The 12,978-nt window shown below is 66.3% G+C and carries 9 protein-coding genes; 6 read left to right on the top strand and 3 right to left on the bottom strand.

Translation table 11 applies throughout. The features are described from left to right. Positions 1-114: 114 nt before the first annotated feature. Positions 115-2,208: a putative bifunctional diguanylate cyclase/phosphodiesterase gene (locus WJU27_RS13415; protein WP_341422414.1), complete on the top strand. Its 2,094-nt coding sequence runs from the start codon at positions 115-117 to the stop codon at positions 2,206-2,208. A 370-nt stretch (positions 2,209-2,578) separates the two neighbouring features. Here WJU27_RS13415 and WJU27_RS13420 read toward each other — a convergent pair whose 3' ends face one another. After that, positions 2,579-4,279 (bottom strand): APC family permease, encoded by a 1,701-nt coding sequence (locus WJU27_RS13420; protein ID WP_341422415.1) that lies wholly within the window; start codon positions 4,277-4,279, stop codon positions 2,579-2,581. A gap of 51 nt (positions 4,280-4,330) precedes the next feature. Then, the gene (locus tag WJU27_RS13425) at positions 4,331-5,131 is read right to left on the bottom strand and encodes a TorF family putative porin (RefSeq protein WP_445928433.1); all 801 of its coding nucleotides are present in this window, start codon (positions 5,129-5,131) and stop codon (positions 4,331-4,333) included. 668 nt (positions 5,132-5,799) lie between these two features. Between WJU27_RS13425 and WJU27_RS13430 the strand changes: the two genes are divergently transcribed. Continuing rightward, positions 5,800-7,161 (top strand): flavin-containing monooxygenase, encoded by a 1,362-nt coding sequence (locus tag WJU27_RS13430; protein ID WP_020163251.1) that lies wholly within the window; start codon positions 5,800-5,802, stop codon positions 7,159-7,161. Positions 7,162-7,265: 104 nt separating this feature from the next. Continuing rightward, positions 7,266-9,548: a DUF1989 domain-containing protein gene (locus WJU27_RS13435; protein WP_341422417.1), complete on the top strand. Its 2,283-nt coding sequence runs from the start codon at positions 7,266-7,268 to the stop codon at positions 9,546-9,548. Between the two features lie 109 nt (positions 9,549-9,657). Here the strand turns inward: WJU27_RS13435 and WJU27_RS13440 are convergent, their stop codons facing one another. After that, positions 9,658-10,056, bottom strand: a complete 399-nt coding sequence (locus tag WJU27_RS13440; protein WP_341422418.1) for a GFA family protein — start codon at positions 10,054-10,056, stop codon at positions 9,658-9,660. Between the two features lie 171 nt (positions 10,057-10,227). Between WJU27_RS13440 and WJU27_RS13445 the strand changes: the two genes are divergently transcribed. The 3 genes from WJU27_RS13445 (at position 10,228) to WJU27_RS13455 (ending at position 12,969) form a co-directional block, all read left to right on the top strand. Continuing rightward, positions 10,228-11,346 (top strand): aminomethyltransferase family protein, encoded by a 1,119-nt coding sequence (locus WJU27_RS13445; protein ID WP_341422419.1) that lies wholly within the window; start codon positions 10,228-10,230, stop codon positions 11,344-11,346. A gap of 70 nt (positions 11,347-11,416) precedes the next feature. Beyond that, positions 11,417-12,013 (top strand): dimethylamine monooxygenase subunit DmmA family protein, encoded by a 597-nt coding sequence (locus tag WJU27_RS13450; protein ID WP_296808511.1) that lies wholly within the window; start codon positions 11,417-11,419, stop codon positions 12,011-12,013. Further along, positions 12,010-12,969: a PDR/VanB family oxidoreductase gene (locus WJU27_RS13455; protein WP_020163246.1), complete on the top strand. Its 960-nt coding sequence runs from the start codon at positions 12,010-12,012 to the stop codon at positions 12,967-12,969. Before WJU27_RS13450 ends, WJU27_RS13455 begins: the two co-directional genes overlap by 4 nt. Positions 12,970-12,978 lie beyond the last annotated feature (9 nt).

Raw genomic sequence — 12,978 nt, forward strand, 5'->3', positions numbered from 1 at the left:
GAAGAAGGCGCGTCGCAGAGCGCGCAGAAGGGCCCGAACCCCGCCCGACATTCAATGCATCCTGACCCGGACACACCGGTTCAGGACGCTGCCATGTAGACCGGGGGATGCACGATGGCCGTCGTTTCCGCACTGTTCAGCTGCAGCGCCATGGACATGCCATGCACGCAGCACGCTTCCTTCCCTGATGCCTTCAGCGTCGCCGTCGGCGACGCGCCGCAGGCTGCGACGACGGCATTGCTCAGGCTTTCCCACGAGGGCCGGATCATCGACCACACCGGCTGGCCCGACACCCTGACCGACGTCCGTGGGCAGCCGGTGCACCGTGTGTTCCGCGAACTCGACAACGACGGCCAGTCGGGCTGGCCCGCCTTCCGGGCCGGTTGCGGCAACGCGGTGAGCCGGCAGATCTGGCATCTGCATGACGGAGGTCGTCCGGTCTGTGTCGAGTGCGCCCCGCTGCCCGGCGACGCGAGCGGTCACTGGCTGCTGCGCGTGAGCCACGGCACGCCTGAGGACGCCGCGCAGCGCGAGCTTCGCCTGCTGGCGCGCGCGGCGCACCAGGCCGGCGATGCGGTGCTGATCACCTGTGCCGGCGGCCTGATCGAGTACGTCAATCCAGCTTTCGAGCGCAGTACCGGCTACTCCGCCGAAGAAGTGCTGGGGCGCTCGCCCGGCCTGCTGAAATCGGGCCTGCATGGCCCCGACGTCTATGCCCGGCTTTGGCGTGCTCTGCGCAGCGGCGAGGTGTTCCGCATGGTGTTCACCAACCGGCGCAAGAACGGCGAGCTCTATCACGAAGAGAAGACGATCAGCCCGATCCGCGACGCGCAGCAACGGATCAGTCACTACGTTGCCACCTCGCGCGACGTCAGCGAACGCATCCGCGCGCAGGACCAGCTGGAGTATCTGGCTGGCATGGACGCACTGACCGACCTGCCCAACCGCCGGCTGTTCACCGACCGGCTGCGCCAGGCCATGCGCCGCGCCATGCGCACCGAGTGCCCGCTGGCCGTGCTGTTCATCGACCTTGATCGCTTCAAGGTGATCAATGACACCTTGGGCCACAGCGTCGGCGACGCGCTGCTGACCGAGGTCGCCGCACGGCTACGCGGCTGCGTGCGCGCCTCGGACACGGTGGCGCGTCTGGGCGGCGACGAGTTCACCGTACTGCTCGAAGAGACCGGCGATCGCACCGCAGTAACCGAAATCGCCGAGAAGATACTGGCGGCGCTTGCCGAAGGCGTGCGCGTGCAGGGGCGCGAGTTCTTCGTCAGCGCCAGCGTCGGCATCGCGCTGTTTCCGGAGAACGGACACTCGGTCGACGAACTGCTCAGCCGGGCCGACCTGTCGATGTACCGCGCCAAAGCTGCGGGCCGCAACACGCTGCGCTTCTACGACCAGAGCATGGATGCCCACGCGCACACCGAGCTGTCGGCGGAGATCGCGCTGCACGGCGCGCTCGAACGGCGCGAGTTCTTCCTCGTCTATCAGCCCATCATCGACACCCGCACCGGCCGCGTGGCGACGGTCGAGGCGCTGCTGCGCTGGAACAGCCCGACCGAGGGTGTGGTGCCGCCTGACCGCTTCATTCCGCTGCTGGAGGAAACCGGACTCATCGTGCCGGTCAGCCGCTGGTCGCTGCGCGAAGCGCTGCGCGACCTGCGCATGCTGCAGGCGACACAGCCGCAGCTGCACCTCGCCTTCAACCTGTCGGGCCGGCAGTTGCGGGACGACGACCTGGTGAGCGACATCGCCGGCGCGCTGCGGGAAGCCGGTGTCGATCCGCGCATGCTGGAGCTGGAGATCACCGAAAGCACGTTGATGGAGGACATCCCGCGCACCACCGACATTCTCGGCGCGCTCGACGCCATGGGCATCAGCCTCGCCATCGACGATTTCGGCACCGGCTACTCGTCGCTCGCCTATCTGATGCGCTTTGCCGTACGCACGCTGAAGATCGATCGCAGCTTCGTGAGCCAGCTGCGCAGCAGTTCCGACGCCGTCACCATCGTGCGCGCCATCACCTCGCTGGCCGACAGCATGGGGCTGGAAATCGTCGCCGAGGGTGTGGAAACGCCGGGGCAACTGGCGCAGCTGACCGAGCTCGGCTGCCACCGCCTGCAGGGCTATCTGTTCAGCCGACCGGTGCGGCCGGACGAACTGCTGCGTCTGAACTGCTTCCACCCGGCCTCGCCGCAGGCCTGAAAAAAAAGAAACCGGCAGGTGCGCGCCAGGAGGAGCTGGCTGCACGTGCCGGTGAAGGTGAGGAGAGTTGGTTGTCGCGGCGCTCGCACCGCGACTTGCGCATCCGGCGGGAATGCACCCCGCATTCCCGCTTGCTCCGCCTGAGTACGTCATTCGCCGATTCAGGCAGGGCAGAGCAATTATCTGCAAACGCCACCGGCCGGACAATTCTCAAGAGGGAGTAAGCCATTCTGGGTAGGCGTGCGCAGAAAGCGGGCGCCGCGACGCCAAAAGAAAACCGGCATCGACAACTCCCGTAGGAGTGGCCGATGCCGGCAAGTGCGGACATCGTTCCGCGGCCGTCACGCGAGCGCGCGACGGCTCCGCTGCATCAATACACCGCCATGTTGTGCGCGATGATCACCACCGCGACACCAGCAGCCAGCGTGATGTAGGGCAGGATGCCGGCACGCTTGCCGCCTTCCGCCAGCTGGTCGTTCAGGTGCATGTCCTCCAGCATCGCGTCCGGGAACTTGCCCTTGTCCTGCACGTAGTGGCGATACAGGAAGACCGGGATGATCAGCGATGCGAACACCAGACCCGCGGTCAGCGTGCCCGCGCCGTAGATGTCTGCACCGAGACCCATCAGCGCGAGGTTGACGAAACCGAGCACGACACCGATGCCGAGAATGATCTTCGGCGCCTTGAACGGGCGGTCCCAGTCCGGACGGTCGATGCGGTGGATCCAGCCGGAGTTCAGGTTCAGGAAGTTGAACATGATGTAGCCGACGTTGGAGCAGGCCAGCACGAACACGTAGTCCGACATCAGCAGCAGGATCAGGTTGAAGCCCAGATCCGTCCACATCGCGCGGGTCGGTGCGCCGTGCTCATTGACGTGCGACAGGTAGCGCGGCAGCCAGCCATCGACCGAAGCCTGGTAAAGCGTGCGCGACGAACCCGCCATCGAGGTCATGATGGACAGCAGCACCGCCAGCACCAGCATGACGACCAGCACATTGGCCACCACTTCGCCGCCGCCGACCATGTGCGACATCACGTTGGCCACACCCATGCCGCTGTAGACATCGGGTGCCAGCATGCCGCTGTAGACCGCCGGCGTGCTCACCGTGCCGTCCGCTTCGACCACCGGCGGCGTCACCACCTCACCCAGGCCGAGATGGCCCTGGAAGGCGAGCGGCACCAGCGTGAACACGACGATGCACAGCAGACCCGAGTAGAAGATGGCCTTGAAGGTGTCCTTCTTCGGATCCTTGAACTCGCGGGTGTAGCAGACCGCGGTTTCGAAGCCGTAGGTCGACCACGCGGCAATGAACAGGCCGCCTGCCATCAGCGTGACGCCCGCCATGTTCCACGAGCCATCGACCACCAGACCGTTCTCGTAGGCGATGGGCACCATCGGCGAGAAGTGCGTCGACGGCATGTCGCCGGACAGCAGCGGCACCAGCGCGATCAGCATAAGCGGAATCAGCGCCGTGACGCCGAGCACCATGGTCGTGCGCGCCGAACGCAGGATGCCGCCGTGCTGGATGCCGAACACCGCCAGCAGCAGCACGACACCGACCAGGAAGGTCGCGTTGATGCGCAGTTCGAGCCCGGACTTGATGAAGCTCAGGTCGACCAGCGTCAGCTGCCAGGTGTTGATCGCCGCATCGGCCGGGAACAGCGCGCCGAGGATGTAGCCGGCCGCCAGACCGGAACCGATGGCAAGCACCGGCGACCAGGCGAACCAGTTACACCACACCGACACCGGCGCGATGATCTTGCTGTAACGCACCCAGGCGACCGCGCCATACACCGAAGCGCCACCCGACTTGTGCGGGAACAGGCCGGCGATTTCGGCATAGGTGAAGGCCTGTATGAAGCCGAAGCCGATCGACAGTGCCCACACCATCCACGACGGCTTGCCGACGGTGGCGGCGATGGCGCCGATGGAAAACAGCACCAGCGCCGGCACGCCGCTGGCCACCCAGAACGCACCGGTCCAGTCGATCTTCCGGTGCAGTGAAGCACTTTCGGCGCGGCTGGCCGACCGTACCGGCGCCGCTCCGATCACATCCGCATTGCTGCTCATGTCATATCCCCCTTGTGCGCAAGGGGCCGCATCGCTGCGGCCCCCTGGTCATCAGAACGTGCGCTTCACGTAGATCAGCCACTTGCTGTCGCCGGTGTCCTTGCAGCGCGTGGACACCCCGCCGGCCGTATCGCAGATCGTGTAGAAGTTCTTGTCCGCATTGGTGTCGACATACGCCACCGCCGCCTGCCAGCCCCCTTCGAAGTTCTTCGTCACGCCCACCTTCCAGTCCGTGAAGTCGTAATCGTCGTAGTTCTTCACCTTCTGGTGACCGACGTGAACGTTGGCGATCCACGACGGCATGAACTCGTAGTTCGCGTTCAGCTCGATGTAGTCCGATCCGTCCGAGTCTGCGCCGAAGGCCTTCTTGCTGAAGCCGAAGTAATCGGTCACCGCGTACGAGTACTTCAGCTGGATGAACTTCCACGTCACCGCCGCATTCAGTTCCAGCGTGTTCAGGCTCTCGCCGGACGGATCGTACTTGCCGCCCGGGAAAATGAACTGCAGGAAGCCGACGTCGAAGGTCCAGTCGTCGATGGTCTTGGCGAAGCCACCGTACACGTCGATCTCGCCGGTCGCGTTCGACAGCGCCAGATCGCTCACATTGGTACCCCAGATGCCCAGGTAGGCGCCGCTCGAATGCGCGAGGTCGAAACCGCCCTGCACCGCCGGATTCTCCTGCGTGTAGCTGATGCCGCGGAAGATGTACTGCGAGAACAGGCCCACATTGGCACTGATCGTATAGGCCGGCGCGGCGGCCGCGGCTTCCTGAGCCTGGGCACAGAACGGTACGGCGAGCAGGCCCAGCAATACGGCGCTCAGGGTGTTGCGGTGACGTCGGTGGTTAAGCACGGTGTTCTCCCTCTGTTGATCCACGGTTTCGGGCGATCTGAAAAAGCGGACGGCCTGCCCATAGCTGTCCGGTTGTGAGTCGGCGCGCGACCTGGCGTCGTTGCCGGATGCGACCCTGATACTCGGAAACGGGTGTGGCGAAGAATCTGCACCGGCCGCGACGCTGCGACTGGCGGGAGTGCTGAAGGAAGAAGTGCGGAAGGGGTCCGGAGAGGCGTGTCCGTGATCGGCGTCAAAACGGCAGCAGCACTGCGTCACCCTGATCTCCCCGCACTTCGCGACCGGCTGACGTTGCGCGGTCGTCTCGATGTGGGTCCGATTATTGGAAGCGGGCCGCCGTCGGAACAATTCTCACAAGGGATTACCTCTTTGGGGGTAAGCAGGGGCTAGGGGTCAGGGGCTGGGGGCTAGAGGGGCCGCGCCCTGACCTCGTGTGGCGCAGCCACACCTGTTCCCTGGTCCCTGATCCCTAGCCCCTAGTCCCTCGACTCACCCGCCCCTTACCCCCAAAGAGGTAATCCCTCTTGAGAATTGTGGGCATTGATCCGCCTTCGCATCATTCGCCGCACCTGAGACGCGGCGAATGCACGACGTCCAGCGACCGACCGGGCGGCCGAGAGCATGCCGCGGTCGTATCCAGAACGGACCACACAAGAGGGATACAGATCATGAAGAAGCGCGTTGCCATCATCGGCGCCGGCCCCAGCGGCCTGGCCCAGCTCCGGGCCTTCCAGTCCGCCCAGGCCAAGGGCGCCGACATTCCGGAAATCGTGTGCTACGAAAAGCAGTCGGACTGGGGCGGCATGTGGAACTACACCTGGCGCACCGGCCTGGACGAGCACGGCGAGCCGGTGCACGGCAGCATGTACCGCTACCTCTGGTCCAACGGTCCGAAGGAATGTCTGGAATTCGCCGACTACACCTTCGACGAACACTTCGGTCGCCCGATGGGCTCCTACCCCCCGCGTGAAGTGCTGTGGGACTACATCAAGGGTCGCGTCGAAAAGGCCGGCGTGCGCAAGTACATCCGCTTCAACACCGCCGCCCGCAACGTCACCTTCGACGACAAGACCAAGAAGTTCACGGTCACCGTGCACAACTACGACCAGGACGTGACCTACTCGGAAGAGTTCGACTACGTCATCGTCGCCAGCGGCCACTTCTCGACCCCGAACGTGCCCTACTTCCCGGGCTTCGAAACCTTCGGCGGCCGCGTGCTGCACGCGCACGACTTCCGTGACGCGCTCGAATTCAAGGGCAAGGACGTGCTCATCGTCGGCGCCAGCTACTCGGCGGAAGACATCGGCTCGCAGTGCTACAAGTACGGCGCCCGTTCGATCACCAGCTGCTACCGCACCAACCCGATGGGCTACAAGTGGCCCGACAACTGGGAAGAGAAGCCGCAGCTGCTGCGCGTCGAGGGCAAGACCGCCCACTTCGCCGACGGCACCAGCAAGCACATCGACGCCGTCATCCTGTGCACCGGCTACAAGCACCACTTCCCCTTCCTGTCGGAAGAACTGCGCCTGAAGACCGACAACCGCCTGTGGCCGCTCAATCTGTACAAGGGCATCATGTGGGAGGACAACCCGCAGCTGATGTACCTCGGCATGCAGGACCAGTGGTACAGCTTCAACATGTTCGACGCCCAGGCCTGGTACGCGCGCGACGTCATCCTCGGCCGCCTGCCGGTGCCGTCGTACGAAGAGATGCACGCCGAGGACATGAAGTGGCGCGAAGAGGAACTGACGCTGGAAGACGCCCAGCAGATGTTCGAATTCCAGGGCAAGTACATCCAGCACCTGATCGACGCCACCGATTACCCGAGCTTCCCGATTCCCGAGGTCAACCAGACCTTCCTCGAATGGAAGAAGGACAAGTACGAGGACATCATGGGCTACCGCAACAAGTGCTACCGCTCGCTGATGACCGGCACCATGGCCACGCCGCACCACACCTCGTGGCTGGAGGCACTGGACGACTCGCTCGAGGCCTACCTGAACGAGCCGGCCTCGACCGAGCAGGCCTGACGGCCCGGGGCCCACGGGTGACACACCCGTGACCGACCAACCCTGATGCGACCCGACCTGCCCGGCCACCACCGGGCACGTCGGGTCGCGGGTGCTTCCATGACATGAACACGATCGTCGAACCTTCGCTGAATCCGGCGACTGCCGCGCGAACGCGTGCACGCCACGTCCGTCACGTCGCCCCCGGCGGCGCGGCGGTGTCCTTCGACCTCGCCGCCGGCGACCGCCTCACGCTGACCGACCCCGAAGGCCTGCAGCCGGGGCTGCTCTACGTCGCCGGCCCGAACGGCATCGCCGCGGCCATGCTGCCCGGCCTGCCCGTCACCACCCCGGCCGATGTGCCGGCCTTCGCCCGCGCGCTGCTCAGCGGCGCACCGGCCGGCTGGGGCCTGGTCTGTGCCGAAGTGTTCGGCAGCGACGGGCTGCCGGGCAGCCAGCGCGTCGTCACCGCACCGGGCGCCGTGCGCTGCGCACTGCATGCGCCGGGCGAGGACATGCAGCCGGACGCGCAGAACGCGCCGACCGAACTGATCGCCGATGTCGAGTGCGCCGAACCGGTGGCCGGCATCGCGCCGCCGCCGCTGGCCCCGCCGGTGCTCGACCTGCGCATCGCCGCCGGCACCGCACAGGCCTACCGCGTGAAGGCCGGCGACTACATACAGGTGATCGACGTCGACGGCCGCCAGTGCTCCGACTTCCTCGCCTTCGACGCCGCAGCACTCGCGCAGGGCCAGGAATACGACCTCGACCCGACCACCACGCGCACGCTGATGGGTTCGGCCAGCCCCGGCCCCGGCCTGCTGAACAAGTACTACGACGAGCGCCAGGTGCCGCTGGTCGAGGTGATCCGCGACACGGTCGGCCGCCACGACACCTTCATGCTGGCGTGCAGCGCGAAGTACTACGACGACATGGGTTACCCCGGTCACGCCAACTGCAGCGACAACTTCAACAACGCGCTCGAACCGCACGGCGTCGCCCGCCGCGCCGGTTGGCCGGCGATCAACTTCTTCTACAACACCATCGTCAATCACGACGACAGCATCAGCCTGGACGAACCGTGGTCGCGCGCCGGCGACTACGTGCTGCTGCGCGCGATGACCGACCTGGTCTGCGCCTCCTCGTCCTGCACCGACGACATCGACCCGGCCAACGGCTGGAACCCGACGGATATCCACGTGCGGGTCTATGACGCCTCGAACAACTTCTCCAAAGGGATCGCACACCGCATGACGCCCGACGCCGCCCCCAAACTGACCCGCGAAACCGGCTTCCACGCCCGCACCTCCGCGCTCACCCGCCGCATGGTCGAGTACCGCGGCTTCTGGCTGCAGGACTCGTTCTCGTCCAACGGCCCGATCGACGAATACTGGGCCTGCCGCGAACGCGCGGTGATGATCGATCTGTCCGCACTGCGCAAGTTCGAAATCACCGGCCCGGACGCCGAACAGCTGCTGCAGCTGGCCACCACGCGCAACATCCGCAAGCTGGCGGTCGGCCAGATCGTCTACACCGCGCTCTGCTACGAGCACGGCGGCATGATCGACGACGGCACCGTGTTCCGCCTGTGCCAGAACAACTTCCGTCTGGTGTGCGGCGACGACTACTGCGGCGTGTGGCTGCGCGAACTGGCGGCCAAGCACAATCTGCGCGTGTGGGTGAAGTCCTCCACCGACCAGCTGCACAACCTGTCGGTGCAGGGCCCGAAGTCGCGCGACATCCTGCGCGAAATCGTCGTCACGCCGCCGGGCAATGCGTCGATGGACGAACTGAAGTGGTTCCGCCTGACCGTGGGCAAGATCGACGGCCTGCCGGTCGTCGTGTCGCGCACGGGTTACACCGGCGAACTGGGCTACGAAGTGTGGTGCCACCCGAAGCACGCAGTGCAGGTGTGGGACGCCATCGCGAAGGCCGGCGAGCCGTACGGCATTGCGCCGATGGGCCTGGCCGCGCTCGACATGCTGCGCATCGAAGCCGCGCTCATCTTCGCCGAGTACGACTTCTGCGATCAGACCGATCCGTTCGAGGCAGGCATCGGTTTCGCGGTGGCGGCCGACAAGGAGGATGACTACGTCGGCAAGGCCGCGCTGGAGCGGCGCAAGGCTCACCCGGCGCGCGTCATGGTCGGCCTGGACATCGAAGGCACCGAACTGGTGGCGCACGGCGACCCGATCTTCAACGGTCGCGCGCAGATCGGCCAGATCACCAGCACCACCCGTTCGCCCATCCTCGGCAAAACCATCGCTCTGGCACGGCTGGACGTGTCGGCGGTCGAGCTGGGTGCCACGGTGGAGATCGGCAAGCTGGACGGCCACCAGAAGCGCATCAAGGCCACCCAGGTGAAAACCTCGCACTACGACCCGACCAAGGCCCGCGTGCGCGCCTGATCGCGGTACGCAGGCAGCAGGGCGCGGAATGGCGAAAGCCGTTCCGCGCCTTTTTCATTCCCGCGATGGACATCCGCGCCGCCTGCGCAGGCGCGGTGACCGCGCGCGCCTACCAGGCGTCGCTGCGCGGCAGGTCGTCGTCGATGTCGTAGTAGTCGGCGCGCGAGCCGGCGAAGATGTGGGCCGACAGCTTCAGGCCGGTCGGGCGGTCCAGCGTACCGGCGGTCACGTAGGTGACGTCGGATGCGGCGTCCTTCCAGAAAAGGTTGCCGCCGCAGCGGGCGCAGAAGCCGCGCTTCACCGAGGCCGACGAGTCGTACCAGCGGAGGGTGCCGCCGTCGGCAATCTCCAGATCGGCGTCGGCGCAGCTCGCCATCACCGCATGGTGGCCGCTGGTGCGGGCGCACTGGCTGCAATGGCACGCCACCGGCGCGCTCAGCGCCCCCCGCACACGGTAGCGCACGGCACCGCACAGACACGCACCTTCACCTCCACCCGCCTTCGCCATCGCCCGCCTCCCCTGTTCGTGATGCGCGCAGCGTACGCAGCAGGCGCTCGCGCGCACATACCACCTAGGGGGTAACCCCTCTTGAGAATTGTCCCGACCTCCCCCGGACAACAGAATCAGTCCCAGATCGACCGCGCAGCGCGGCGACGCCCACGACAAGGAGATCCGGGAATGCAGAGGAATTCGGTACTGAACGAGCGGCACCGCCAGCTCGGTTCTAAGCTCGACGGCGATACGTGGAACAACATGCCGATCCCGTGGAGCTACAACAGCTGCCCGCACGATGAAGTCGTCGCCACGCGCACCCGCGCCGGCCTGTACGACGTGTCGGCGCTGAACATCGTCAACGTGACCGGCCCGGACGCCGAAGCCGTGATCGACCGCCTGGTCACCATCGACATCACCAAGCTGAAGCCGGGCACCGCCCGCCTCGGCGGCGAAGTGAACGAAGCCGGTGCGCTGGTCGACGACATCATGATCATCCGTGACTCGGCCGACAAATTCCGCATTTCGCACGGCAGCGGCGCCACGCCGAAGACGCTGGCCGCACTGGCAGCCGGCAAGAACGTGAAGGTCGAAGCCGACCTCGACGTGCACATCCTGTCGCTGCAGGGCCCGGTTTCGCTCGACGTGCTGGCCCCGCACACGCCGGCCGATCTGGCGGCGCTGCCCTACTTCAACCACGTCGAAACCACGCTGTTCGGCAAGAAGGTGACGCTGGGCCGTGGCGGCTACTCCGGCGAGCGCGGCTACGAGGTGTACTGCAGCGCCGCCGACGCCGTGTTCCTGTGGGACACCATCCTCGAAGCTGGCAAGCCGAAGGGCGTCATCCCCTGCTCGTGGACCGCGCTCGACCTGACCCGCGTCGAAGGCGCGCTGCTGTTCTTCCCGTTCGAAATGCCGGAAGGCGACACCACGCCGTGGGAAGTGAACATGGACTGGGCGGTCGACCTCGACAAGAAGGGCGACTACATCGGCAAGGCTGCCGTGCTCTCGCTGAAGGGCCGCGAACGCGCCAAGCAGGCCGGCATGACCGTGCTGCACCACGAAGCGGTCGAAGCCGGTGCCAAGGTCTATGACGGCGAGAAGGAAGTCGGCGTGGTCACCTCGGCCTCGTACAGCCGCCTGCTGATGCAGTCGCTGGCCATGGTGCACCTGAAGCCGTCGCATTCGAATATCGGCACCCGCCTGACCATTGCCAGCAAGGCCGGCAAGCTCGCCGCGCTGGTGGTGCCGACGCCGTTCTACGACCCGCTGCGCCAGCGTACCCATCCGGACAAGAAGCGCTGATCGCGCATCGAATCCGACCCGCCGCGCGCTCCGGCGCGCGGCATGTCTGCAACTCGCATCGAGACGCCGCATGAGCACCCCAGCCATCAAAAGCCAGCCGGTTTACGCAGAGCTCGAATGGGATCGCGCCGGTACGCATCACATCCTGTTCGTCGCCGCCGAGGACGCCGCTCTGGCGCAGCGCCTGCTGTCCAACCCGCCCGCCGGCACCATCACGCTGATCCATCTGGGCAGCGCGTCCGCGGAAGCGCGCAGCTGCTGGTCGCAGGGCCTGCCTGACAGTGCGCTCTACCTCGAGACGCACTCGCTGGCCGAGGCGCTGGAAGTGCTGCGCGACGCGCTCTACGTCGCGCAGATGGGCACGCGCATCTATCTCGCCGGCCCCGAAGACGCGGTGTGGCAGGCGTCGCGCGTGGCCGACGGCTTCGGCGTCGGACGCGACGAAGTTCGCTACGCACAACTGGGCAGCAAGGCACGCCCGGTGTTCTGCGTGCATTGCCGCACCATCACGCGCGGCGTGCACACCAACATCGTTTCATGCAGCGGCTGCGGACGATCGCTGTTCGTGCGCGACCACTTCTCGCGCCGGCTGGGTGCCTACATGGGCTTCCAGATCGACGCCGAAGTGCCGGGCGAGGTCCCCGCTGCGGAGGTGGTCTACCCATGAGCAGTGCATCCCTCAACGTAGAAATCCGCCGCATCCGCGAACTGGCGCCGGGCATCCGCGAGTTCAGCCTGTCGCGCACCGACGGCGAAGATTTTCCGGTCTATTCCGGCGGCAGCCACATCGTGCTGTCGCTGCCGCTGGGCGAGCGCCCGCATCGCAACCCCTACTCGCTGCTGGGCGACCCGACCGTGCGCGACACCTGGCGCGTGGCGGTGCGCAAGCAGGAAGAGTCGCGCGGCGGTTCGCGCTGGCTGCACGAGCAGGCGCGCGAAGGCATGCGCATCGACATTTCGGCGCCGGTGAACCTGTTCCCGCTGATCCGCACCGGCCGCCGCCACATCCTGGTCGCCGGCGGCATCGGCATCACGCCCATCCTGTCGCAGGCGCGCGAACTGGCCCGCCTCGGTGCCGACTTCGAAGTGCATTACGCCTACCGCGGCCCCGAATACGGCGTGTTCTCCGACGAGCTGGAGGCGCTGGCTCCGGGGCGCGTGCATCACTACGTGCAGTCGCGCCGCGAACAGATCGAATTCGGCTCGCTGCTGGCCGGCCGTCCGCTGGGCACCCACTTCTACATCTGCGGTCCGGCCGGCATGGTGGCCGCCAGCATGAACGCCGGCAAGTCGCTGGGCTGGCCGGAAAGCCATCTGCACAGCGAACAGTTCCTCGCGCCGACCGGCGGCGAGCCGTTCGACGTGAAGCTGGCACTGAGCGGCAAGGCCTTCACCGTGCCGAGCGATCTGTCGCTGCTGGAAGCGATCGAGCAGCAGGGCGTCGATGCGCCCTACCTCTGTCGCGGCGGCGCCTGCGGCCAGTGCGAACTGGAAGTGCTCGGCGCCGAAGGCGAGCTGATCCATCACGACCTGTATCTGAGCGCCGACGAGCGCGCGTCGGGCAAGAAGATCATGCCCTGCGTGTCGCGCCTGAAGGGCGGTTGCCTGACCCTGAACCTGTGAGGAAGACGA

It is taken from the genome of Methyloversatilis sp. NSM2 (genome assembly GCF_038066675.1).
In the GTDB taxonomy this organism is placed as follows: Bacteria; Pseudomonadota; Gammaproteobacteria; order Burkholderiales; family Rhodocyclaceae; genus Methyloversatilis; species Methyloversatilis discipulorum_A.

What these genes read in the sequence shown, in the direction of transcription:
- WJU27_RS13415 (WP_341422414.1), top strand. Translation starts at nt 115, where the DNA reads ATGGCCGTCGTTTCCGCACTGTTCAGCTGCAGCGCCATGGACATGCCA.
- WJU27_RS13420 (WP_341422415.1), bottom strand. Translation starts at nt 4,279, where the DNA reads ATGAGCAGCAATGCGGATGTGATCGGAGCGGCGCCGGTACGGTCGGCC.
- WJU27_RS13430 (WP_020163251.1), top strand. Translation starts at nt 5,800, where the DNA reads ATGAAGAAGCGCGTTGCCATCATCGGCGCCGGCCCCAGCGGCCTGGCC.
- WJU27_RS13435 (WP_341422417.1), top strand. Translation starts at nt 7,266, where the DNA reads ATGAACACGATCGTCGAACCTTCGCTGAATCCGGCGACTGCCGCGCGA.
- WJU27_RS13440 (WP_341422418.1), bottom strand. Translation starts at nt 10,056, where the DNA reads ATGGCGAAGGCGGGTGGAGGTGAAGGTGCGTGTCTGTGCGGTGCCGTG.
- WJU27_RS13445 (WP_341422419.1), top strand. Translation starts at nt 10,228, where the DNA reads ATGCAGAGGAATTCGGTACTGAACGAGCGGCACCGCCAGCTCGGTTCT.
- WJU27_RS13450 (WP_296808511.1), top strand. Translation starts at nt 11,417, where the DNA reads ATGAGCACCCCAGCCATCAAAAGCCAGCCGGTTTACGCAGAGCTCGAA.
- WJU27_RS13455 (WP_020163246.1), top strand. Translation starts at nt 12,010, where the DNA reads ATGAGCAGTGCATCCCTCAACGTAGAAATCCGCCGCATCCGCGAACTG.